Here is a 25,816-nt window from a genome sequence, read left to right as displayed (position 1 = left end):
TTACATCTTGAACCTTTTATGCAGTTGTCTGCGTCGTCGGGGCTCTTGGTACTTGGTACTTAATACTTTGTACCTTCAAGACATCCTCTTCCTTTCGAGAATTCAGTCTTGAATCTTATGTCTTGCATCTTGTGTCTTCATAAACTCATTCATCCTTCAAAATCTTCGCAGGATTGGTCTGGGCAGCAGCATAGGAATGTAACCCTACGATCAGCAGGCAGAGAAACATTACCCCAAGGCCTGAAAGCCCATAAATGAAATAGGGCATTTCCACTTTGTAGCTGAAGGAATTCAGCCACTCGTTTAGGAAATAATAAGCAGGGTACACGGCCAAGACAAAGGACACCAAAATCAGGATAACATATTCCCGTGATATCAGTCCCAAAATCTGCATAATGGACGCGCCCAACACTTTTCTGATGCTGATTTCTTTTGTTCGCTGCGCAATCGTATAGGATGAAAGCCCAAACAATCCCATCGCAGAAATGATCACTGCAAGGATACAGGCCATACCCAATACATTTCTGATTTTCAGATCCTCCTCGTAAAACGAGGCTATGGCATCATCCAAAAATTTGAATTCGGATTCATCATAGGGATAAATTTCCTTGAAAATCCCCTCCATTTCAGTTTTGGAGAGAGCGAGATTATATCCTTTTTCGAGTTTGATATTCAACACATGAAAACCTTCAGGAACATAAGAGAATACCAAAGGCCGGATTTCTTCCCTCAAAGTCCGCGAATTAAAATCATTGACCACTCCAGTGATTTTCCTCTGGGTGGCACCGAACCTCACCAATTTTCCCACGACTTCATCAGGACTTGCCGCTCCGATTTCTTTGGTAAAAGCCTCATTGACCATGATTTCGTCAGCTTGGTTTGATCCGGTTTTTCCAGCAAGAATCCTGAGGCCATTGACAGCGACAAAGGAGGAATCGACATTTTTGACCTGTACATAATAGCGGGCCTCAGAGGTATCTTTTGGCACATAAATATCTGAGGTCCAAAGCCCTTCAGAGGATACCAAATCCCCACTCAAACTTGCATTTTTGACAAAGCTGAACTGAGAGATCCGCTCTCTTATCCTTTCGGCTTTGTCTATACCGGCCATAAAAGGCAGTTGGGTATAGACCACTGCCTCACGTTCAAAGCCTAATGGTTGGCTTGAAAGGTATTTCATCTGAAATGAAATCACCGAAACCAAAATGATGAAACCAATGGAACTCGCAAACTGAAGGACGGCAAGGTTTTTTCTTAGAAAAACCCCGATGGAAAACTTTCCGCTTTGCCCCTTCTCGCCTTTGAGGGCACGCTGAGGATCATAATTGGCCAAAATAAGTGAAGGATAAATACCCGCCAAAAGTGTCAACAAAATGGAAATCACTGCCAAAAACCCAAGGTTTTCCAGACTGAGATAATCCACTTCGAGACCTGAAGGAAGGTAATTTCTGAAAACCATCGCCAATCCCTCCGTCAGCACAATGCCCAAAAGGCAGGAAAAGAAAACAATCAGGTATGTTTCTGACAAAAACTGAAAGACCAATTGGGACCTGTCACCCCCAAGGGTTTTTCTGATTCCCACTTCCTTGGCCCGGCCGATTGCTTGGGCTGTTTCGAGGTTGATAAAATTCAGGCATGCCAATGTCAAAATGATCAACCCAATAAATATCAGGCCTTTCAGGAAAATCTTGGAGACGGATTGCGGGCCAGGGTCAGATTGGTCAAAATGGATTTCTGACAAGGGCTGTATGGTAAATCTTGAATTTCCCCCTTCTTTGTTGAGGTACTTTTTGGAGATATTGTCCAAACCCAGGTTGAGGTCTGCTTCGGACTTTAAAAATTCTTTTTTGATAAAAAGCTGGGAACTGGAATTGACATTTCCCCAAGAGTCAAGTCCGAACCAATTTTCTTTTTCCATGCTTTTGATTGTAGAAAAGGAAATGAAATCGGTAAAAACGAGGTCGGTATTTTCTTCAAAATCAGCCACCACACCAGTCACCTGTGCCGAGATGGTATCCGCATCGGAGTAAATGATTCCCTTTCCCAAAACATCCAAAGGCTGTTGTCCAGGAAAATACTTTTCAAGTGAAGCAAGACTGATTACCGCAGAATTGGGATTTTCCAGTGAGTTTTCAGGGCTTCCTGCCAGCCATTTTCTGGGGAAAATTTTAAAAAATCCGGCATCTGCAAAAGTCACTGTATTGGTTCTACCGATTACTTTATTGGATTCGGGAAGTATCACCAAGGTCTCCCAAAGGGTGTAAAGTCTACCTTTATGGACGATACCTGTCAACTCCGATTCGACCACTTCACCCAAAGGTCCGGGCACGCCTGAGTTCGGGAATTCACCATCTCCAAAATCGGTAATCATCCCCATCCGGAATATTTGTTCCGAATCCGGATGGAATTTGTCAAAGCTATGGGCATACCAAAAAATATTGAAAATCAGGAAACAGATGGATATCCCGATTGACAACCCCAAAATGTGAATACCTGATCTGAGTTTGTTTCTTTTCAGGTTTCTCCAGCCGATGAGTAAGTAGTTGCGAAACATAAGGGAAGGGGATTTAGTGGTTGTATTTGTAATGATGGTTGTATTGGTTGTAATTGTTATAATGGTTGTAATTGTTATAATGGTTGTAATTGTTATAATGGTTGTAATGGTTGTAATGGTTCTCAGCTTCGCGTTGTCATTGTTATCATTGTTGTTAGAACCGTCATTCTGAACCGGAGCATGCGGAGGTGAAGAATCTCTTTCTACCGGTTTTCATGGTTGTCATGGTTACTATTTATCCTGTAATTTGGTTGTCTTCCTGGCTTGGTACTTGGTACATAATACTTGGTACTTGGTACTAATTGTTGTAATTGTTCTAGTGGTTGTAATTGTTACCGCGTTGTCGAAATCATTATTAATTCATCATTCATAATTCTGAATTTCCTCACTTCTTGTCTCTCGGCTCGCGAGTTACTCCCCTCTCAAAGAGTCCACCGGATTCGTCATTGCTGCACGAATTGACTGCACTCCCATCACTGCCCAGGCAACAAATAGAACCCCCAAGGCAGAAAACACAAATATCTCCCAACCCAGGTCTATCCTGAATTGGTAATCTTCCAACCACTTACTCATGCCGTACCAAGCCAAAGGCGCAGCAAATACAAAAGCGATCAAAACCAATTTGGTAAACTCTTTGGAAAGTAAGAAAACAATACCTCCGACGGTGGCTCCAAGTGCTTTTCTGATGCCGATTTCCTTTCTCCTATGCTCTGCTGTGTATGCAGTCAATGCAAACAAACCGAGACAGGCAATAAAAATTGCAAACATGGTGAAAGCAGCGAAAACCTTTCCTACCCTGGATTCTGCCTTATACATTTCACCAAATCTGTCGTCCAAAAAGGAATAATTGAAAGGCTGACCGGGAGCTAATTCCTTCCATTTGGACTCCACCAATTGTATGACATCTTCCGTATTCTCTGCGTTGAACCTGAATGATAAATATCCCTGAGGTCTTTTACTTGGAAAAATCATCACTGCACCGATATTTTCTTTGAGGGATTCAAAGTGGAAGTTTTCGACAATCCCCACAATGGTCTTGTATTCCAAATCCATATTGGATAATCCATCTGTAGGATTTCCGGAAAAAGTGGCTATCCGATGTCCAATCGGATTTCCTTCCAGATTGAAGTTCTTCAAGGCAGTTTGATTTAGTATCACTGCATTGGAGTCAGAAGGAAATTCCATGGAAAAATCCCTCCCTTCTATGATTTTCATTCCCAAAGTTTTGATGTAGTCAAAATCAACAGACCAGTTTTGGATACTCACCAAGTTTTCCTGCTGTTTGGGATCCTTTCCTTCACCCCACCAAGGATTGTCTGATCTCCAAGTACCGGAAACAGGCAGAAAACCGCTGAATGTCCCCACATCTACCTGATTGTTTTGTAAGATTTCGTCTTTGAAGGACTGCGCCTGATCTCCAAGGGCATAGATGTCCTCCACCATAATCACCTGATCTTTGTTGAAGCCGAGTTCTTTCTTCTGTATATAATTGAGTTGGCTGAATACAGAGACTGTAGCAATGATTAGAATAATGGAAATTGCAAACTGAAATACCACCAAACTGCTTCTAACTGACCCGTTTCCTTTTCTGCCTGACAGATTGCCTTTCAAAACCTTGATCGGCTCAAAGGCAGCAAGGAAAAATGAGGGATAAATGCCTGCCAAAAGCCCCACAAAAAGCGCTCCTCCCAGCAAACTCAAATAAAAGAGAAAATTAGCATAGGGAATCTGCAAAGAGCGGTTTGAAAGCTCATTGAAAAACGGGAGCAAAAGGCTTGTAATAGCTATTGCAACAATAAATGAGAACAAACTCATCAAAAAGGTTTCAGTCAAAAACTGCCACATCAAATCTTTCTTTCCCGAACCAAGCGCTTTTCTCACCCCTACTTCTTTGGCACGGCTGGAAGATCTTGCCGTGGATAGGTTCATGAAATTGATACAGGCTATCAACAGAATAAATACCGCTATGGCAGCAAACATATAGATGTAGGTGATGTTGAAATTGGGTTCAAACTCACCTTGGAGGTTACTGTGAAGGTGGATATCAAGCAAAGGCTGTAGCGAATAATCGATTTTGTTTCCTGTTGCTTCAAAGTCCTCCAAACTAAAATTATCCCCCATCACCTGACTCAGTGCCGGAGCTACATGTGTGTGAATCAATTGCTTGAGTTTGTCATTAACAGCTGAAGGATCAGCACCTTCATGGAGTAATAAATAAGTCGGGAAATTATTACTCAACCAAAAAGTTGACTGCGCTTCCTCCAATCCTACTGCAGCCAAAATCAGGTCAAAGTGAAAATGGCTGGTGACCGGCATGTCTTCATAGACAGCAGTGATTTTATAATCCTCCTTGTTATCCAAAATCAGGCTTTTGCCCACAGCACTTTCATTGGGAAAAAACTTGTCCGCTGTTTTTTTACTGATGGCCATCGTATTGGGTTCGTCCAAAGCACCTTCAGCACTGCCTTCCAATAAGGGTACAGTAAAAACTTTGAAAAAGTCCTTTCCGGCATAGACAACATCATTTTCCTTGATGTTATCTTCTTCTCTTTTGACCAAAAAAGATCCTTGACTCCTAAAATGAACAGCTGCCTCTACCTCTGGGACCTCAAGAGGCAAAGCTTCCGCCATGGGTGCAGGGCATTGGATCATATTGAAATTGTCTCCGCCGAATATGATCTCGGACTTTACCCTATAAATTCTCTCAGCATTAGCATGGTGCTTGTCATAACTCAGTTCATTGAACAAAAACAGGGAAATGATGATACAGATCGCTATACCCAGGGAAAGGCCGAGTACATTGATAAGAGAAATGGTTTTTGTTTTCCAAAAACTCCTAATTGCGGTTTTGAAGATGTTTTTGAACATGGGAGAATAGTGGTTGTAGTGGTTATAAGCGTTATATTGGTTGTAGTTGTTATAATTGTTATCGAGTTGTCATTGTTGTCAGGTTGTCAAGTTATCGGTATCCGTCATTCTGAGTCTTTAACATTTAGAAAATGTTCAGAAAAGGAATGACGGTTGGTCTTGCGTCATCTTGAATCCGAGGTACGAGGATGAAAGATCTCAGAAAAAAGAGACCCTTCGCTTCACTCAGGGTGACGACCAAGAGATTCACGTCATTGGTAGTGTAGCCAAGAATCTCTTTACAATTGAGACTCTTCACTACGTTCAGAGTGACGTTCATACCAAATTCATCATTTCACATTATCCCACTTCCATGCCACAAGAAAACCGCATTATTGATGAAAAAAGGCGCCTTTTCAATCATTACTGGATTTCTGTCCGAACAATTTTGTCCGCCAGTGGGCAATGCAAGAAGCCGGTCTAGATTTGGAATTGGTTTTAGCAAAAAAAAAGAATCCATCAGAAGCTGATTTCTGATGGATCCCTGCGCCTGATATTTGAGTTGGGTAAATCATTCATCCTATAGCCAATTGTTTTAGGATAAGGTGAAATCTGAAAGCGATCTTCTAATTGATTTTTGATTTATTTTTTGAGCCCTCTGTTTCGAAGAAAATATGGAGGATCAAATTTACCGCATACAACTTCGCAACTGTGGACTTGGAATCATATTGGTAAGTAAAATTCCCTTCCACAGCAAATCGGTGGGACAAGGATACGGAAGTTCCTCCGATCAACCTGAACCTATTGAATGTATCAAATCGGTTATCATAATAGGTCTCTGCATTAAAGTATGGAACGACTGAAACAGATTTGATATCAAATTCCCTCTCGAACATAAATCTGTAGCGAAACCTTCCCGACAACTCATTATCATCTCCTATCCACCGCGCTTCAGACCTTAACCTGTGGGATAAAAGATAATTGCCCTTTATTGGGGTTCTCAGATGAAATTCCGAAAAAACCATGTTTTCGCTGTAAGTTTCTCCTTTATCCCCCAGACTTCTGGCAGTAAGGTAACCTCCCCTTATCAACATGGATTTCATGGCCAACATCCTGTTTTCGTCCAACATCCTTTGAATAATAGGACGTTTGGTATTACCAAATGCAAAGTCTGCCTGATAAACAATATTGCCTTCCCTGTACGCAGTTTCAATGTTTTTTGAAACTGGAATAAAAATTGAAAACCTCCAGTTTTTTGCAAGCCTCAGCCAAATGTCGATCTCAGGCCAAAACTCTTTTGTAGTTTCCTGATTTTGGGCATGGGCAGTCAATTGCATTAGCAGTATAAAGAGCAGTATCAAACTATTCTTTTTCATCGGGTAAGACGGTGAAATTTGAACCTTTAATATCCGAAAAAAAGCCGACTAATTATCAGGTTAAAAATTAAACCCTAACCTTAACACAGGACCGGAGGTGGTGACATTGTAAAGAAACCTGTCAGTGCCTGTTCCACTTTCATAATCTATACCTAAAATACGGTAACCAACTGAAGCCTGGAAAAGCCTTGAAAACCGGTATCCACCATACGCCTGCAACTGATATGTCATATCAGACCCAATCCCAAAGCCTCCAAAGTCCGCCTTAAACTCCCCTATCCATTTGTCAGAATCCGGAAGGGTCGCTCTGACCAATAGGACCGGATCAAACCATGATTTCTTAATACTAGCCTGGGAGGTGATGGGGTCATCATTTGGACCAAGTTCAGTACGTGTGACCGTCATGTCCCCACCCATACTGACCACCCTGCCACCTAGACCGGCTTCCAGCCAAGGCAGGAATCTGTAATATCCTTCCAAAGCAAAAATGGTTTCATTAAAAGTGACCTCACCTCCCGTCACCAAATTCCCAGGCTGTATATCCTGCTGAAGTTTCATGTAAACAAAATCTGCGGCTATGGCCCATTGACCATTATTGGCCTCTGTGTACAGCATGAATGCTCCCTTCAAATTTCCAAATATATCTGCTGCACTCGCATCCAATTCCACATTGGGAAGATTGGCTATACCCACCGGACCTTTCATAAAAGGCGCCATGAGATAAGGTTCTACTTTAAAATTCCAAGTTTTACCGGTAGGTTCTTGGGAATAGGCTGAAATTGAGGAAATCAGCAGGGCAGTTAGGAAAATGGTAAACTTTTTCATGGCTAAATAAAATCTAGGTCTATTCAATTCATTGACAGGACTAAATTTAGTAAAACCTCACCTCTCAAATGATGATAAAAATCAGTCAACTATATGTCTTTAGGCTGTGAAAAGGATTATGGAAAAAATTGTTTGCCTTTAAATGAAAAGAAGCTACCTGTTAATTTCCTGTCATTCCATTATTCGCTATTGATCAATCATATATAAATCTGAAATAAAAAAATCCACCGGTTGATATTCCGGTGGATTGATATAGTTTAAGTTCAAAAGTTTTTTTTCTATTCATTCTTGATCGATTTGACCGGATTGGCCAAGGCTGCCTTGATGGCTTGGCCCGAAACCGTTACCGCTGCAATCAAACCAGCCACCAATCCCGCCACGAGGAATATCTGCCAAGAAATGCCTATCCTGAAAGCGAAGTCCTCCAACCATTGCGACATGCCATACCAAGAAATCGGTACTGCAATCAGAAATCCGAAGAGTACCAGTTTCATGAAATCTTTTCCAAGCAAAGTCACAATGTTGAATGTCTCTGCCCCCATCACTTTCCGGATTCCGATTTCCCTGGTCCTTTGTTCGGTCTCAAAAGTCGTCAAACCCAACAATCCCAAAATGGAAATCAGCACGGCAAGCCCGGCAAAAAAGGTGAATATGGTCTTCACAATATTTTCGGCCTCATATTGCCTGTTGAATCCCTCATCAACAAACTGCGGATCAAATGGATAATCAGGCCTCAATTGCTGCCATTCTTCACGCAGATAAGCCATGGTTTCTTCTTTTTTGTCTGCATCGATTTTGATACTTACCAGATTGCTCCTGTCTACAGAAATCATAAAGACAATGGGCACAATGGGCTGATGCAGCGATTCGAAGTGAAAATCTTTCATCACACCGGTTACATAGCCGTTTCTCCCGCCATAATTAAACTGCTTGCCAACCGCTTCTTCGGCGCTCGCCCAACCAATGGCCCTGACGGCGGCTTCATTGAGCACAAATCCTTCTGTCGAATCCGTCGCCTGCAAAAAATCAAAGTTTCGACCCGCAACGATCGGTATGCCATATGTTTGGACAAAATTGTGGGCTACGTGGATGTCTGCAATCCTGATATTGACTTGGCTCAACTCTCCATTGACCTCGGCTGAAGCTCCCTGAGAATCGAGCAAGCGACCTGACGGAACCCTGCTTGAAATGCTTATTTCTTGGATGCCGGGATGATTTTCAAGCCTGTCTTTGACAATAAGATAATTTTGGGTGATCGACTGACTGGCCGGAAGGACGACAAGATCCTCTTTTTTGAAACCCAAGTCCTTGGACTGCATAAAATCCAGTTGGTTGATCACCACCAAAACCGCAACGATCAACATTACTGAAATCGCAAATTGTCCTGTCACCAAGACTGACCGGAACTGCTTATGTCCAGAACCTGCCTTGAATACACCTTTTAGAACCCTCGAAGGGTAAAAACCCGATAGAAATAAGGCCGGATAACTCCCTGAAATCAAACCCACCAATATTGCCAAACCCAATAATCCTATCAGATATTCGGGATGCTGGATGAGGTTAAGACTCAACTTTTTATCCGTAAAATCAGCAAAAACAGGAAGGAAAATATAAACCAAGACAACCGCAAAGAACAAGGCAATGAGCGCCATGATGAATGACTCTCCCATAAACTGCTTCACCAATCCCGACCTGTCAGCACCCATGACTTTCCTTAATCCTACTTCCATCGACCTCAAAGAGGACCGCGCTGTAGAAAGGTTCATGAAATTGATACAGGCTATCAACAGGATAAAAAGTGCCACAGCAAGGTAGGTATACACATAATCAATGTTGCCGTTAGGCTCGATCTCCGAATCCAGGTTGGAATGAAGGTGGATGTCGGTGATAGGCCAAAGCTGTAGTCTTGTTCCTTTGGAAGCTGCCACTCCCGCTTGGTTTTCACCCATATGCCGGTCGATCAATCCCGGCAATTTTGCTTCAAATTCCTCAATATCGACTCCTTCTGAAAGCAAAAGGTAAGTGGAGAAGTTATTGGAACCGAAGTTTTGCATCATCTGCTCTTCACCTCCATAGAAATCATTCACCGGCCTCATGCTAGCAAGAAAGTCCACCTGAAAGTGTGAATTGTCCGGAGTATCCGCCATCAGACCTCTGACCTGAAAGGGAGATTTTTGACCTACCAATTCCAGTTCCAAAAACTTGCCGATTGGATTTTCATTGCCAAAATACTTCTTGGCCATGGATTCGGTGAGAAAGATCGCATCACTGAATTCCCCAAGGTCTTTTGCATTTCCTTCCAACAATTGCCAAGAGAAAACATCAAATACTTCGGGGTCAGCAAAGAAAAATCGCTCCTCGACAAATGCTTCCTGTTTGTATTTGATCAGAGGATTGAAATTAAAAAAGCGGACGACATTTTCTACATCATCTCCAAAATCAGATTTGATCAATGGCCCAAAAGGGGGTGCGGCATGTCCAAGATGCAGGCTGACTTCCCCATCTTGATTGTACCAAGCCCGAGACACCCTGACAATACGGTCGGCCTTATCATGGTATCGGTCATAACTCAGCTCATGCTGCACAAAAAGAAGTATCAAAATACTGACTGCCATTCCAATTGCCAATCCAAAAATATTGATCAACACATAAAGCGGATGCTTCTTGGTGTTTCTAAGGACGATTTTGAAGTAGTTGCTGACCATGGTTGGGGGATGGTTGTTGGTTATTTGGTTATTGGTTAATTGTTATGTGCGGGGCTCGGTACTCGGTACTCGATACTTGGTTCTAGTTGTTGTAATTGTTCTAATTGTTGTCAAGTCGATGGAATCCGTCATTCTGAGGGTAGCGAAGAATCTAAGTTCTAATTGTCTTCGCGGCTGTCGAATAATTGGATACTTAAATTCTGTAAAAAAAATGTTGGTAAAGAAGTCCTTTACCAACATGGTGGTTTATGGGTTTGGGAGTAGAGTATTTTTGAGAGATTCTATCTTTTTTTCCATATCCTTAGTGTCATGGAATTTAACTTATTACTACAAAACTAATTTTTCAAATAAACTGCAAACTGAACAATATCAACTGCCCCCTTACCTCCTAATCACTTTGGAAGAACCTGTGGAAGAAATATTGGTACTTCCGGGATTTCCTGAATAATAGACATTGCCCGAACCTGTAGATTTGACATTCAAACTCTCAACTTCTCCAATTTGGGATTGGCCGGAACCGGTTTTATTGATGGTTGCATTTTCTGCGTACATTTCCTCTCCTCTAAAATCCCCTGAACCTGTCTGAGACAAAGAAAACGTGCCCACAGTCCCCGCCGCGACTGCAATAAATCCTGAGCCTGTCATGCCAACAGAAAGGTTATCGGCATTGACGTTCTTCAGGGTAATGTTCCCTGATCCCGTATTTCCTAGAGAAAGGGAACCGGTAGTGATGTCTGACTGCACTTTGATACTTCCCGAACCAGTGCTTTTGATGCCTTCTAGTTCTCTTACCGTCACATAAACAGTCAAACCGAGACTGCGGTAATTGCCTTTTTCCAAGGAAATTTTCAAGGTATTGTTATCGACCTCTGTGATGACTTTGTCGAGGGAAACATTGGTGGATTCCAACCTCACTTCGTCCCTGTTTCCGGTCTGGATGATCACATCCCAACTGCCTCCGGATTGTATTTTTGAAAAGTTACCCGGAGTACGTGTTTCGGTTGATTGCGCCAAAACTGATACGGCAACAAAGAAAAAGCAAAAAGCGAGTAAAATAGATTTGGTAGTTTTCATGATAGTTAAATAATAATTGGTTTCGAGAATAATTTCACAGATTGTGCCAATTGAAAAAGAAGCCATATCATCCAATTTTGGCCATTTTTCGATAATTTATTTGTCCGTCCACCCTTCATTTTGTTCGCTCACGGGCAAAAAGTGGGGAGATTGAATCTCGCAAAGACGCTGAGACGCAAATGAAAATGAAATGAGGGTGAAAAATAAATTTGGGTCAAAGGCGGAAAATACATGTCATTGTCATTTCGAGCGTAGAGAGAAATCTTGGTGGAAGTAGGAAAGAGTAATGCCATCAGACACTCGGACCATGAATCCATGTCCGTTTTTAAATTTCCTCCTGCTTTATCTGGAGGGCATCAAAAATCCAATTCCAATTATGGCTTTAGCCTTATCAATCAAAAAAATGTATAATACCTTTTCCGTTTTTGAATTTCCTCCCGCTTTTGCCAGAGGGTATCAAAAATCCGATTCCAATTGTGGCTTTAGCCGAATTTTGACTTCGGTGAATTCAATCTTTAAATCCCACAAACCAAATTGGTTCATCGTACTTTTTTTTGGTCCACAAAAATCGTTTCGGCTCTTCTTGTCTCTCGGATCTCGGCTCTCGCATCTCGGTTCTCGCTTCTCGCCTCCCACTTCCCACTTCTTACTTCCCACTTCATACTTGATTCGCCTTGGTTAATTTCCGAATTCAAGTAATTTTGTCTGTAATCATTTTCAAAGAGGTAAAGGATGCTGCTGAGTAAGCTGGAGATCAAAGGTTTTAAGAGTTTTGGTGACAGGATGGTCATCCATTTTGACAAGGGAATCACCGGAGTAGTCGGTCCAAACGGTTGTGGAAAGTCCAATGTAGTGGATGCCATCCGATGGGTTCTCGGCGAACAAAAATCCCGGATGCTCCGCTCCGACAAGATGGAAAATGTGATCTTCAACGGTACCAAGAACCGCAAACCTAGCAATCTTGCCGAGGTTTCTCTGACTTTTGAAAACACCAAAAACCTCCTTCCCACAGAATACACGCACGTTACCATCACCCGGCGCTATTACCGGTCAGGGGAAAGTGAATACCTGCTCAATGGCATCGCCTGTCGGCTGAAAGACATTACCAACCTCTTTATGGATACCGGCATCAATTCCAACAGTTATGCCATCATCGAGCTGAAAATGATCGATGAAATCCTGAATGACAAGAACAATTCACGGCGCGAACTTTTCGAGGAAGCTGCAGGAATATCCAAATTCAAATCAAGAAAAAAGGAAACCCTCCGAAAACTCGAAGACACCGATGCTGACCTTGCAAGGGTGGAAGACATTCTTTTTGAAATAGAAAAAAACCTCAAAAGCCTCGAAAAACAGGCAAAGCAGACTGCACGGTATTTTGAAATCAAACAGGAATACAAAGAAGCGAGCATCAACCTCGCAAAAAAATCCGTCCAAAAACATGCGGATTCGCTGATTTCTTTGAATCAAAAAGTACAGCAGGAACAAGACCGCAAGCTTCAAGTCAATACCAAAGTCGCAGAAAAAGAATCCTTATTGGAATTCAGCAAGGCTGACCTGATCCTGAAGGAAAAGCTGCTTTCCTCCCGCCAAAAGACACTCAACGAGCATGTCAACAAAATCCGGCAGTTTGAAAGTGACAAGAAAATCAAAAACGAGAGGCTGAGATTTCTAGAGGACCGGGCACAAAAACTCCGTGAACAGATCGATGCAGACCGCAAGTCCAACGACCGTGCAGGTTTCAGCATTAGATCCCTTGAGCAGGAAAGTGAATCTGCGCAAAAGATGCTTGCTGAAAAAGAAATGATCGTCGAGGAACTGCGTGCGGCCTACGAATCCAAAAAAAGAGAACAGACTCAAATCCAGGAAAGCCAAAAAGAGCTGACAAGGAATTTTTCTTCCAAAAAAGACCGCGTTTACCAGCTTTCCAAAGACCAGGAAATCAAGCAAATCCAGCTTTCCACACTCAAGCAGGAACTCGAAAAGACTGCTTCTGACGATACCAATCAGGTTTCCAACTTGGCAGAGTTTGAAGACAAGATGGTTTTGCTCAAGGATATCCTCGACCTCAAATCCGCCGAGTTGTCCAAGATCAAATCCAAAGAGGAAGACCAAATCCAAAAAATAGAAGAAACCAACCGCATTATTGACATGATCCGGGAGGAAGTCACGCAGACTTCAAGGAAGTTGGATTCAAGACAAAATGAATTTAACCTGACAAAATCCTTGGTCGAAAACCTGGAGGGATATCCCGAGGCGATCAAGTTTCTAAAGAAAAATTCAAGTTGGGCGAAGGACACTCCGCTCCTATCAGACATCCTGACCACCGAAGAAAAGTACAGGGTCACGATTGAAAACTACCTCGAAAACTACATGAATTATTATGTGGTCGAGACTGAAGTACAGGCGATCGCAGCAGTCAACCTTTTGAGCGATTCGGCAAAGGGAAAAGCCAATTTCTTTGTCCTGGAGCATTTCAGCGACTTTCATCCTGCGCAAACCAAGCTATTTGCCAATGCCATTCCTGCAACAGAGATCATCGAATACGATGACAAATACGCCAAGCTGATCGGATTTATCCTTGATGATGTCTATATCGTCAAAGGTGAATACCAGGATTTTCCTCAAGACCAATCTTCGATCTTCATCACCGAAAGCGGCAAATTCACCAAGCGGAAATTCAGCGTTTCCGGTGGATCTGTGGGACTTTTTGAAGGAAAAAGAATAGGCCGGGCCAAAAATCTCGAGAAACTAGAAAAGGAAATCAAGGAACTCAACAAGAAAGTTTCCGCGACCCGCGCCAATCTTGACGACAAGCTCACAGACTTGCTCAAACTCAAAGAAGTCAGCTTCAAATCAGCCATTGAAAAGCTGCAACAGGAAATCAATGAGACCAATCAGGAGTTTGTCTCTGTCCGCACCAAAAAGGAACAGTTGGCCGAACTTCTTTCTTCCAACGCCAACAAGCGCGAAGATATCCTCGACCGGATCGAGTCTCTCCAATTCAGCTTGGAAACCATCATGCCCGATCTGGAAAATGAAAAAGCAGCTTTTGAAGCTTTGGAAGTGGAATTGGAACGGATCAACCTTCAGCTCCAAACCGAAAGTGAAAGCCTCAGCCAAAAGTCTGCGGCTTTTAACCAAGAGAATATCCTGTATCACCAACAGCTCAACCGCGTCAACAGCCTTGCCCAAGAGATTGAATTCAAGCAATCAGCCTTCGAAAGCAGCAAAGAAAGAATAGAAAAATCCCAAACCGAACATGCTTCCATTGACGCAGAGATCCGCTCTTTGCTGGATAACAATGAGATCAAAGACGACGAGCTAATCGAACTTTATGCCGAGAAGGAGGGCATAGAAAAAGGCGTCAACGAAGCTGAAAAGGACTATTATGCCTGCCGTGGGGAGATTGATGATACCGACAAGCAGATCCGTGAACTCCAAAAATCCAAAGAATCGCTCGACACTTTGATCCATGAGATTCAACAGTCCATGAATGAAGTCAAGCTCAAACTTGCCAGTCTCAAGGAAAGACTGAGTGTGGAATTTGAAATAGATTTGGATGGATTGATGGCCGATAATCCTGCTTTGGATGAAGCGTATGCCGAGATGGCCGAGTCCGATATCCGCGAAATCGTCGGCAAAGCTAAAGAACGTTTGGAGAAAATCGGACCCATCAACCCAATGGCAATGGAAGCCTATGATGAAATCAAAGAGCGCCACACCTTTATCACAGAACAAAAAGACGACCTGATCAAAGCCAAAAACTCCCTGTTGGAAACGATCATGGAAATCGATCAGGTAGCCAAGGATACTTTCTTAGATGCCTTTGGCAAGATTAAAGAAAACTTTATCAAAGTCTTCCGCTCGCTCTTTACCGAGGAGGACCAATGCGACCTGACCTTGGTGGACCCAAGCAATCCCTTGGAAAGTCCAATCGAAATCATCGCCAAACCAAAAGGCAAGCGGCCTTTGACCATCAACCAACTTTCCGGCGGGGAAAAAACCCTGACCGCCACTTCCCTGCTTTTTGCGATTTACCTTCTGAAGCCTGCACCATTCTGTATCTTCGACGAAGTGGACGCCCCTCTTGACGATGCCAACATTGACAAGTTCAACAACATCATTCATACATTTTCGAAAGAGTCCCAGTTTATCATCGTGACGCACAACAAGCGCACTATGGCAAGTACCGACATCATCTATGGCATTACCATGATCGAAGCCGGTGTTTCAAGAGTTGTTCCGGTGGATCTGAGGGAATTGGCTTAGGGGTTTGTATTTTTCATTAAGTTAGGTTTTCGACAAATGTGGGTCACCATTGAATTGAATTCCATTTTTTTCCTTCAAGTAAGGCAGGAAAAAATGATGATAAATTAAAAGCAGAACCTGTAAAAAATACAAATCACATTCCTTTTTGTGTTAGGCTTGCTGTTTGTTAAGGAACGACCTTTGTAACACGAACCGCAAATTTTATTCAATATATCAGCCTACATGTTATGAAAACCGAAGCCCAACTTAATGCTGAAATCCTGGCAGCAACCCTAAAAATCAAAGAATACGCACCTGAACTTGAGAAATTTATCGGTGAAATGCCAGTGACAATTCCTGATGCTGAAAGTGCCTTGGACAATAACAAAACCCTGTCGGATTACCTCGATTCCCTAAACCAGGTACTCAAAAAGTATGAGGAAGAAAAGCTCGCCCAGTTCAAATTAAGCATCTGACCCCGAATTTTCTACAATGCATTTACCTTAAAATAAATGATCATTCTTTTATCCAAGAAAGTAATTTTCCCTGTATTTTTTACCCTTTGGGATGGAATGGGCAAGTAATTCAACTTTTTCACTTTAGGTTAAATTTTCATAAAACATCAGTTTGAAAGATCAACTGCATGGATTCTGTTTTTTAATCTAAGGATCATAATATACTTTTAGGTCAATATCTGTTTGGAAGAATATCAAATCCACACATTATTCCAATCTCCTTGATACCACATTTACAATGAAAAATCTATTTCTATCTGTTTTGGCAGCAAACCTCCTGTTTTTTTCATGCGGCAAAAATCCTGAAGTCATCGACAACAGCATCATCATTGCCGGCAAGCTTGGAAATTCCGAATCTCCCATCATCAGTGTCAGTCATGACTATGAAGAAATTACCCAAGATTCTGTAAAATCGGATGGAAGCTTTGTGTTGGACTTTGACTATGAGGAAACGGGGATTTACTCTCTATCGAACGGTGATTTGAGATTTAGCCTCTACCTCAATCCCGGTGACAGCATTTTCGTCACAGGCGACAGCAAGGAATTTGAACAGACTTTCACTGCCTCGGGTGATATGGCCCAAGAAAATGAGTACTTGAATAAAAGGGACTATTTCTTGTATGAAAGCCGGTTATACGATTATTATGTATTGATGGCACTGAAAAAAGATGCCTATTTTTCCAAAAAAGACAGTATTATCTTTATAGCGAAAACGTTTTATGAGGAATTGAAAAGTACCGAAGGCATCGACACCGCCTTCCTATCGAGGGAGGAATCTTATTTTATTTATCAGGGAATATTTATGGACCAGCTTTACCCCATGTACCATGCCTTGGCCAATAAAATTCCGCAGGATTCTGTTGATTTTCCAATAGAAGAAATACGCAAAAAAATAGAAAACCTACCAATGGATAATCCGGAGCTTCTTCGGGTAGAGTTTTACGTTTATCTGACTCAAAGGCGGATTGGATCTTTAGCAAATGATATAATGAAGGCAGATTCATCCATCACCGCCTTTGAAATGGCAGAATGGATTGCCATAGATTCACTGATCAAAGTACCGGAAATGGGAGATTTTTTCAAATATGGGTCCATTAAGCGCAGTATGGAATATCGCGGTCCTTTGCACGTAGAGGAAGTTTACAACAAATTTATATTGGAAAATTCCACTCCTAAATATGTCAAAAGGTTAGAAAAAGTAAAGGCCAAATGGGAGCCGATCTCACCGGGAAAAACTGTTCCTGATTTTACCTTTACTGATATCAAAGGGGATTCTGTCAAGCTGAGTGATTTGAAAGGAAAATTGGTTTACATCGACATTTGGGCGACTTGGTGCGGTCCCTGCATCGCCGAGCATCCTAATTGGGATAAGGTGAAAGAGGAATACAAAGACAAGCCTGTTGTCTTTTTGACAGTGTCGATTGATGATACCCGTGAACCTTGGGAGAAAATGGTAAAGAACAAAAAGATGGATGGTCTGCAGTGGTTTGCCGCAAATGCTTGGCAGTCTGAATTGACCCAATTTTTCATGGTCAATAGTATTCCAAGATTTATACTTTTGGACAAAGAAGGGAAAATCATTGATCCATCCACAGAAAGACCCTCAGGAAACATCAGGGAAATTCTGGACAAACATTTGGCAGGAGTAGTTTAATCTGTAAATGTAGTCCTGTCTGAAGGGTTTAAGATCAGTAAAGCCGATAACGATCATTTGAAAAAGAATAAAGTATAAAATTAAAATAAACGAGATAGGTTCATTGATAAGAAGGTTTTTTCGGAATCCTTTTCAGGATAAAAATCTTTAATGTTAAATATTAATAAAATATTGAAGTTTTCTACTTGACAACTGCTGTTTTATTTTTTTGTCTTGAAATCATAATGTACTTTTAAGTTTATTCAATTGATTTGAATTTAAGGTCAATTTATTTCTAAAGTCTAACCTTCATCTAAACCTAAACCACAAACAAATGAAAACCCTAAGTCTATCCGTATTGGCAGCGAGCATGCTATTGTTTGCATGCAGCCAAAAACCTGAAGTCATCGACAACAGTATCAAAATCTATGGTAAACTGGACAATTCGGAATTTCCGGTCATTGTCGTGAGTTTGGATGAAGATTTAGCAAAAGATTCAGTGGAATCTGATGGTTCTTTTCAATTAAAATTTGATTATCCTGAATCAGGTATGTTTATGCTTACCAATGGAGATTTGAGATTTAGTCTTTACCTGGATCCCGGGGACAGTATACATGTCAGTGGCGATGTCAAGGAGTTTGCGAAGACTTTTATAGCATCAGGCGATAAAGCCAAAGAAAATGCCTATTTGCGTAAAAAATTCAAAGCCATCAACGAAAGTGGATTGGAAAATTTTATGGAAATCATGGCCTTGAAAAAGGATGCCTATTTTTCAAAAAAAGACAGTCTCATTTCAATTGTCAAGACAAATTATGATTCTCTGATCATGGGAGAAGGCATTGACTCGGTCTTTTTGGAAATGGAGAAATCTTACTTTACATATCAAAGCATGTTTATGGATCAATTGTATCCAATGTATCATGCCTTTATCCATGAAATCCCGCAGGATTCTGTGGACTTCCCAGTAGAAGAGACCAAAAGTAAATTGAAAGAATTGCCTTTGGACCGAAAAGAACTCCTTGGTGTGGCTCCGTATAAAAACCTGCTTGACCAAAGGATCGGAGCATTGGCAGGTGAATTGATGAAAGCGGATACCACCTTAGCTTATGAAAAAGTGAGTTGGATTGCCATTGATTCCTTGATCAAAGATCCTGCAATCAAAGACCAATTGAAATTTGAAACTTTGAAATCTACCCTTGAATATCGTGGACCGGTACATGTGGAAGAAATGTACAGCAAGTTTTTAGCTGAAAACACCACGCCAAAATTTGCCGAAAAGGTAGAAAAACTCAAAGCCAAGTGGGAACCTATCAGTCCCGGCAAAACAGTTCCTGATTTTACATTTACTGATATCAAAGGTGATTCGGTGAAGCTGAGTGATTTGAAAGGAAAATTGGTTTATATCGACATTTGGGCGACATGGTGTGGTCCCTGCATCGCCGAGCATCCCAATTGGGATAAAGTGAAAGAGGAATACAAAGACAAGCCTGTCGCTTTCCTCACAGTGTCCATTGATGATACGCGCGAGCCTTGGGAAAAAATGGTGAAGAACAAAAAAATGGAAGGTTTGCAGTGGTTTGCCGCAAATGCCTGGCAATCTGAATTGGCGAAGTTTTTTATGGTAAACGCCATCCCGAGATTTCTCCTTTTGGACAAGGAAGGAAAAATCATCGATCCATCAGCAGAAAGACCTTCGGGAAATATCAGGGAAATTCTGGACAAACATTTGGATAAAGCGGTTTAAAACCTTCAACCAGTCAATGACGACACTGACCGAGGCGGTTACAATGTCTTGTCCTCACTGATATATTTTAAAGATTTTGCAGTCAGTGAAGACACTGACTTAGGCGTTTAGATGCAAAAAAGAAAGGAGTCAGCCTCCCAACTGACTCCTTCTAACCAAACTAACCAATAAAAAAATAACCATTGTTTTGAATGATACGAAGCCCAGGATATTCATCCTGCTTCGTGTCCTTTCGTGATCTTGTCAAAGAAGAAAAAAGGAGCCAGCCACATCGCCGGCTCTTTTCTGTCTAACTAACCAAAAAACCACTAAATATTTTTCAAAAATTGAATGAGGGAAATGCCTTCCAAATCCCTACCCTATTTATAACTTGATCAAATGTGTCGTTGACCTCCTATACCCATCCATTACCCTGAGGATATACCTTCCGGGAGGATAGATAGAAAAATCAACTACCTGATTGAATTGCCTGTTTTGGACCGTTCCTTCATAAACCTTCGAAACATCCCTGCCTTGGCTGTCAATGATGTCAATCCGGATATTTCCCGAAAAGACATCAAACTTAACCGTAGCAAAATCCCGAATTGGATTTGGATAAACCTTGAGATTGCTTGGTTCTTCTTGGCTGATGGACGTAATGAGTGCATTTTTTACAACAGGAACTTCATCAAAACTGCCCATCATCACGGACTTGTTGACTGAGGAATCTGAACCAAACCATTGCGTGAGCAAGGAACTATATACCTGCCGGAAATCATGCTGCATGGGGATATTGTCGCGATACTCTTCGGAACCTGTGATTAAAGGAGCCTTGCCCTTAAATCCTCCATAAGACATATTGCCAAAAATAAACAGCGGGGCCGAAGCACCGTGGTCTGTACCTCCACTGGAATTGGACACGATCCTTCTTCCAAATTCTGAGAAAGTCATACCCATCACCCTATCGGCACTTCCCAAAAACTCCAAGTCATTCATAAATGCCATCACAGCATCGTTTAGGTCTTTCAGCAAATTGGCGTGATTGCCTTTGGTACGGTCTCCTCCGTCTACCTGATTGTCATGGGTATCAAATCCACCCATCCTGACCAAGTACAGCGGCGTTTTCAACCCGCCTGCAATCAACCTTGAAACAATCCTAAGCTGATTGCCTAACCTGGTGTCGGGATAAACTTTCTGTTGTGTTACCTTCTGTGCAGCGCTCCTGACCACTTTCCCATATTTCTGCGATTGCTGGGCAATCAGCCTGATATATCTTAATTTTTCACCTGCAGGTGTGTCCGGGGTTTCATCCAATTCATTGTTCAGCAATTGATAAAACTGATTGGTATTATTGATGATCATGCTGAACCCGGCCTTTTCTCCCTGAAAAAGCATGGAAGAACCATACCCAATCTCCACTGCCAAAGGATCCGGGTTTTCTCCATTGGGATATGCCTCAGGATATTGGGGATGGGTGGCTTCCAAATACCTTCCTGTCCATCCTGAAGTGACCAACTCGTTGGCATCAGACCCGCTCATCCAAATGTCTGTCGACCGGAAATGTGAAAAATTCTGCTCCGGATAACCGACCGAATGCAATACCTGTAACCGTCCTTCTTCATACAGGGACTGGAAACCCGGAAGAGAGGGATGCAGTCCAAAATCAGCCCCTTTGACAGGAAGAATACTGCTGTCTGGAAGCACCACATGTGGCCTGACTTTATTGAGCTGACTGAGATGTGCCAAAGGAATCACCGTATTCAATCCGTCATTTCCCCCTTCGAGGTAGATCAGGACCAAAGCGCGGTTGGATTCATTGGCTAAATGCAAAAATTTTTCAAGCGTCTGTCCAAAGCTATTGTTGCTCATCGCTCCCAAAAAACTGGGGATGGCAAGACTGTGAGCGGCGTGTTTTATAAATGACCTTCTTTTCATAAAAATTACATCAGTTGCGCTTCTCCCATCTGCAGTAATAGCTGGAAAGCAGGTTTGAGTCTGTTTGTCACGATTGTGGCACTTTCTTGGTCATTGGGTGAAGCCATATAAGTAAGCCAGGCACCTGACCAATAATAGTCCTGATCCTGTCCATTGAGCAAAATCTTTTTGGCAAGGTCAATCTGGGTTTGGGACAATTCCAATCCAAGGTTGATCAAGGCAAATTCTTTGATCAACAAATTGGGATCTTCAGGAACAGTGAATCCTTTGACATACGCCAAAAGGTCTGCTTCAACATTGACCGAGCTGGAAATCCAATACCCCCAAAATATCATGGAATCTGAACCTATCGCTCTCTTAAGGATAGTATGGGTGTTGATCCATATTTTGTCATATTGGGGAGCCTGGTAATATGGAGTCCATCCGGCTACGTTGGGTGGATCGCCTGCTTCCATTCCCATTCCGCTCATGTCCCAAAGGATGGCGGAATAAAAATCTTTTTCAGCCATCGCGCTTTCGGCTACCGGCATGTCAAAATTTCTCCAAAGACCCAATATAAAATCAAATGGGCTTTTGATCAGAGCTCCTATGATTTCGGGATGGTAAAAATGGGCCGAGGAAAACAGCACTCTCAAAGCCGGCAAAATATCGTAATTGTTTTGCCTGATAATGGCTGCCAAAGGAGTGATGACATTGGCTTCAGCCAATTCTGTGATTTCACTTGCTACGAAGAAGGTATAAAGCTTGCGGGCAAGATGCTTGGCGGATTCATTGGTTGCAAAAATCATGTCCAACATTTCATCCAATTCTCCGGCACCTTCCTCCCCTGCTTTACCGGTAATTACTTTATTTCCATAAAAGGAAGAAAACTGCTTGTTGCCGAGATGGTGCATTTCCGGGTTGAAATAGGATTCAGGTTCTCCGTCAGAATGGATACTTTCCCAATTAACCGTCCAACCCGTCAGCACCCTTGCTGCGGATTGCACATCCTGTTCTTTATATCCCGCATCTTTCCCTTTTCCTATACAAAAGAGTTCCTGTAATTCCCGTGCAAAGTTTTCATCGGGAGTTTCCTTGTTGTTGAACGCCCCACTCAAAAAAACCAGCATGGCAGGATCTATCGTCAGGTCACGGATCATGGTTTTGAAATTGCCCAAAGCATTGCTGTGCAGCATGTTGATGTAGCGATAGCAAGACTTGGCCACAAAAACCTGCCACATTTTGATAGGAAGAAAATTCCACCAAAACAGTACCATCTTTTCCTGAATCCCACTGCTTGGGCCTAAGATCCTCCCTATCATCCAGGCTTTAAGCGCCACAATCCTGTCCCCTTCAAATTCCTGGTTAAACTTGGCCTGAACAAAGGTTTCACCCAAAGGAACATCAGGGTCAATCTTGTTTTCACTTACTTTATTGTAGTTATTGACAGGTTCAGTAAAAGGTGTAAAGGATGCCAATGACCCAGAAATGATGATGTCTAGAGATTTTCCTCTCAATCCCCTCAATTCTTCCAATGTAGCGCCAAATCGGGTTCTCTTGAGAAAATGTACCAAATGGGCATCTGTCAATTCTCCGGAATATGGCTCCAAGCCTGCCTCAATATACTTGAGTCTTGCATTGGAATAAACTTCAGGATCCGATGAAAAGTCCAAGCCTGAAGTCAAATCAGGAGGGGCTACCTTTTGGTATTGTGGCTGCAGGTGTCTGTACTGACCAGGTCTGATTGGAAACATGTGCGCTTTTTTAACTTAAAAAGGTTGGTACAATTTGCTTGAACAACAAAAGACTGAAACCAACAAAAGCGAGATATTTTGATTGGGTCCGGCTATTGTTTGTCCGCAATCAGAAGATGTGACTCTCTAAAAACGAAAAATCAATTCCTTTTTATTGCATTGGGTGACAAGCAATTATACAGAAAAGTATAAATTATAAAAGTTAAGTGCAATATCGGTTTGAAAATAAATTTTTGGTTTATGATATTCTGACATTGGCAGAAAAGTATTTGTATTTCAGACCAAAAAAATAATTTTGGATTGTTTCAGTTCAGACCAAAAACTTATGACCGATAGGTTTTTTTTAATCCGATCTTCTATCCAAACTTGACCGAAGTCATCGTCAAAGAACCTCCTACTGCTTTGTCATTGAAAAATGAGACATCTTCCTTTTCTCCCTGTATACCCAAAAGGTACAAAAGTGGGAAATAATGGTCCGGTGTGGGAATAGCAAGCCTACCGGCATGGCCAAGATTTTTATAATCTATCAAATCGCGATGATCCTTTGATTCGATTTTGGTTTTAAACAAAGTATTCATTTCCAGAGCCCAATCAAAACCAAACTCAGATTCATTCAATTTGTCCCAAGCGACCATCCGGAGATTGTGAACCATATTCCCACTGCCGATAATCAGGACTCCCCTTTTTCTCAATGCTCCCAACTCCTTTCCCAAACGGTAATGAAAATCCGGGCTTTCATAATAATCGATACTGAGCTGCAACACCGGAATATTGGCCTCGGGATACATGTGCCTCACAACCATCCAAGTGCCATGGTCCAAACCCCATTCGTGGTCCAATCCAACCGGAACTGATGTAATCAGTTCTGAGGTTTCCTTTGCCATTTTGGGACTGCCGAGGGCAGGATATTGCACTTCAAACAATTCTTGAGGAAATCCCCCAAAGTCATGGATGGTTTTGGGATGGGCCATCGCGGTGATCCAAGTTCCGCGGGTCAACCAATGTGCCGAAACCACCAAAACGGCTGAAGGTTTTGGGATTTCCTTTCCCAAAATAGACCACTGCCTGGAAAATTCATTGTCCTCGATGCCATTCATCGGGGACCCGTGACCGATAAAAAGTGCAGGCATCAAATGGGTTGATTTTTGGTCTTGTGACCAATTGTAAAGGTCTTTAAGCGAGCCGGTCATTGATATTTGTTTAAATTGATATTCATCGATATTGGATATTGGTTGATATTGTTACAGGCATCACCGTTTTGTTTGATTACTTCTTCCGTCTTCTTTATTCCGTCCCAATAAAGAAGAAGAATTGGCCTATCATGATCAAAACCCTTATTGATCTGCGTTTTTCACCCAATAATTCAGAAAGCCTGTCGGGGTTTCCAATACGACTTTGGCATTTTGGAAGGCGTGGTTTGAAATGTCAAATTCGGCGGATTCATCTTCTAAGTTTACTTCCCCGAGCAGGATATACGCATCCTTGTTCCCATACCTGAATTGGTTTCCAAAGGTGATCCAAGCTTTCCCAACCTGTTTTTCCCCAAAATTCTTCCAATTGATTCTCAGTTTCCCATCCCCAATTTTCCCTGAAAGATCAGTAGCAGAAACCTCGCCCAATAAGGAAACCCCGTCCAACTCCATGGCATGGTCTATTGGAATTTTAATTCCGAGGTAGTTTGCCACAGTGGGAAAAACATCTACTATGGCAGGATTGTGATCGAAACGCTTATTGAATTTAGAGTTGCTTGCGATCCAAATTTCCCTTTCTGCATCGGACTGTCCGCCGTGATGGAATCCTCCCGCTGCCCTGCCATGGTCTGTCGTCACTATCAGCAAATATTCTTCTTCGTTATTTTTCTCTCTTTCTTTGATCGCTTTCCATATTTCCCCCAATTGCCTGTCGGCTTCTTGGACAGCGGCATCCATTTCGGGACTGTTTCCATAGCGATGCCCCATGTCATCGGTGTATTGCAAGTAAACCCAAGTCAAATCAGGAGCTTTTGTGCTGATTTCTTCCGCGGCTTTTGATGCTACCAATTTATCTATCTCATGGATATACTGGCTCAAGGTGTCGTGGGGAAACCTGACCGTGTCCAGTTCCAATCCGTCAAAATGGTAATCCAACTTTAAATTGCTCGTTTCAGGCAATCCTTCGCCAAGTAGCTTGGTCCGGTTATCCAGCCAAGTGGAATAAATTGCTATGGTCTTTTGGGGATAGGTTTCCTTAAAATGCCTAAAAATACTCCAATAATGGTAATTTGGGAATTGGATGTTGTTGTCTTTGACATTGTGTTTGTTGACCCAGGTTCCTGTCAACATGCTGTTGTATCCGACAGCAGATATTGTCGGTGTCTCCGAATATCCGCCCTTTTCTCCACCAAGCCATGCACGCGCATATCCACCGTAAGAAGTAATGCTGTCAAGATTCGGCGTAGACACTTTCTCAATTACTGAAGCAGGAATTCCATCCAAAATCACCAAAACAACCTTCCTTGATTTGAGATCGGTCTTTTCGTTACAAGAAATTGTGGCCACCATCAAAAAAATCACCATGCAAAGAGAAAGGATTCTTCTTGCATATCCTGCGGGAAAATAGCTACAGTTTAGGGCCATGAGGTTTCAAAATTGATTGTTAAATTCCTT

At 42.2% G+C, this 25,816-nt stretch carries 15 protein-coding genes; 4 read left to right on the top strand and 11 right to left on the bottom strand.

Features of this window, described 5'->3' with window-relative positions:
• Positions 1-145: 145 nt before the first annotated feature.
• The 7 genes from MMU05_RS14360 to MMU05_RS14330 form a co-directional block, all read right to left on the bottom strand.
• The gene (locus MMU05_RS14360; RefSeq protein WP_241142374.1) at positions 146-2,554 is read right to left on the bottom strand and encodes an ABC transporter permease; all 2,409 of its coding nucleotides are present in this window, start codon (positions 2,552-2,554) and stop codon (positions 146-148) included.
• A gap of 411 nt (positions 2,555-2,965) precedes the next feature.
• A complete protein-coding gene (locus tag MMU05_RS14355; protein WP_241142373.1) occupies positions 2,966-5,422 on the bottom strand; it encodes an ABC transporter permease in 2,457 nt (818 codons plus the stop codon).
• Positions 5,423-5,546: 124 nt separating this feature from the next.
• Entirely contained in the window at positions 5,547-5,741 is a 195-nt protein-coding gene (locus MMU05_RS14350) for a hypothetical protein (protein ID WP_241142372.1), read from the bottom strand.
• 286 nt (positions 5,742-6,027) lie between these two features.
• Entirely contained in the window at positions 6,028-6,777 is a 750-nt protein-coding gene (locus MMU05_RS14345; RefSeq protein ID WP_241142371.1) for a DUF2490 domain-containing protein, read from the bottom strand.
• A 60-nt stretch (positions 6,778-6,837) separates the two neighbouring features.
• The gene (locus tag MMU05_RS14340; protein ID WP_241142370.1) at positions 6,838-7,602 is read right to left on the bottom strand and encodes a hypothetical protein; all 765 of its coding nucleotides are present in this window, start codon (positions 7,600-7,602) and stop codon (positions 6,838-6,840) included.
• Between the two features lie 278 nt (positions 7,603-7,880).
• Positions 7,881-10,307, bottom strand: a complete 2,427-nt coding sequence (locus MMU05_RS14335; RefSeq protein WP_241142369.1) for an ABC transporter permease — start codon at positions 10,305-10,307, stop codon at positions 7,881-7,883.
• A 381-nt stretch (positions 10,308-10,688) separates the two neighbouring features.
• Entirely contained in the window at positions 10,689-11,381 is a 693-nt protein-coding gene (locus MMU05_RS14330; protein WP_241142368.1) for a head GIN domain-containing protein, read from the bottom strand.
• A 732-nt stretch (positions 11,382-12,113) separates the two neighbouring features.
• On the opposite strand from MMU05_RS14330, the gene smc reads away from it, so the two are divergent.
• The 4 genes from smc (at position 12,114) to MMU05_RS14310 (ending at position 19,524) form a co-directional block, all read left to right on the top strand.
• A complete protein-coding gene (gene smc, locus MMU05_RS14325; RefSeq protein WP_241142367.1) occupies positions 12,114-15,653 on the top strand; it encodes a chromosome segregation protein SMC in 3,540 nt (1,179 codons plus the stop codon).
• 227 nt (positions 15,654-15,880) lie between these two features.
• A complete protein-coding gene (locus MMU05_RS14320) occupies positions 15,881-16,108 on the top strand; it encodes a hypothetical protein (protein ID WP_241142366.1) in 228 nt (75 codons plus the stop codon).
• Positions 16,109-16,385: 277 nt separating this feature from the next.
• Positions 16,386-17,801, top strand: coding sequence for a TlpA family protein disulfide reductase (locus MMU05_RS14315; protein WP_241142365.1), 1,416 nt, complete (start codon positions 16,386-16,388; stop codon positions 17,799-17,801).
• A gap of 313 nt (positions 17,802-18,114) precedes the next feature.
• On the top strand, positions 18,115-19,524 hold the full coding sequence (locus MMU05_RS14310; RefSeq protein WP_241142364.1) for a TlpA family protein disulfide reductase: 1,410 nt from the start codon (positions 18,115-18,117) through the stop codon (positions 19,522-19,524).
• Positions 19,525-19,887: 363 nt separating this feature from the next.
• On the opposite strand, the gene MMU05_RS14305 is transcribed toward MMU05_RS14310, so the two are convergent.
• From MMU05_RS14305 to MMU05_RS14290, 4 genes are all read right to left on the bottom strand, one after another.
• Positions 19,888-21,438, bottom strand: coding sequence for a DUF1501 domain-containing protein (locus MMU05_RS14305; protein WP_241142363.1), 1,551 nt, complete (start codon positions 21,436-21,438; stop codon positions 19,888-19,890).
• A 5-nt stretch (positions 21,439-21,443) separates the two neighbouring features.
• The gene (locus MMU05_RS14300) at positions 21,444-23,171 is read right to left on the bottom strand and encodes a DUF1800 domain-containing protein (RefSeq protein WP_241142362.1); all 1,728 of its coding nucleotides are present in this window, start codon (positions 23,169-23,171) and stop codon (positions 21,444-21,446) included.
• Positions 23,172-23,527: 356 nt separating this feature from the next.
• On the bottom strand, positions 23,528-24,361 hold the full coding sequence (gene ygiD, locus MMU05_RS14295; protein WP_241142361.1) for a 4,5-DOPA-extradiol-dioxygenase: 834 nt from the start codon (positions 24,359-24,361) through the stop codon (positions 23,528-23,530).
• Positions 24,362-24,505: 144 nt separating this feature from the next.
• Positions 24,506-25,786 carry an alkaline phosphatase family protein gene (locus tag MMU05_RS14290; protein ID WP_241142360.1) on the bottom strand — a complete coding sequence of 427 codons (1,281 nt, stop codon included), beginning with the start codon at positions 25,784-25,786 and terminating at the stop codon, positions 24,506-24,508.
• Between the last annotated feature and the right edge of the window lie 30 nt (positions 25,787-25,816).

The organism is Cognataquiflexum rubidum, assembly GCF_022538115.1.
Lineage (GTDB): Bacteria > Bacteroidota > Bacteroidia > Cytophagales > Cyclobacteriaceae > Cognataquiflexum > Cognataquiflexum rubidum.
The sequence above is the reverse complement of the archived record's forward strand: the minus strand, read 5'-3'. Positions and strand labels throughout refer to the sequence as shown.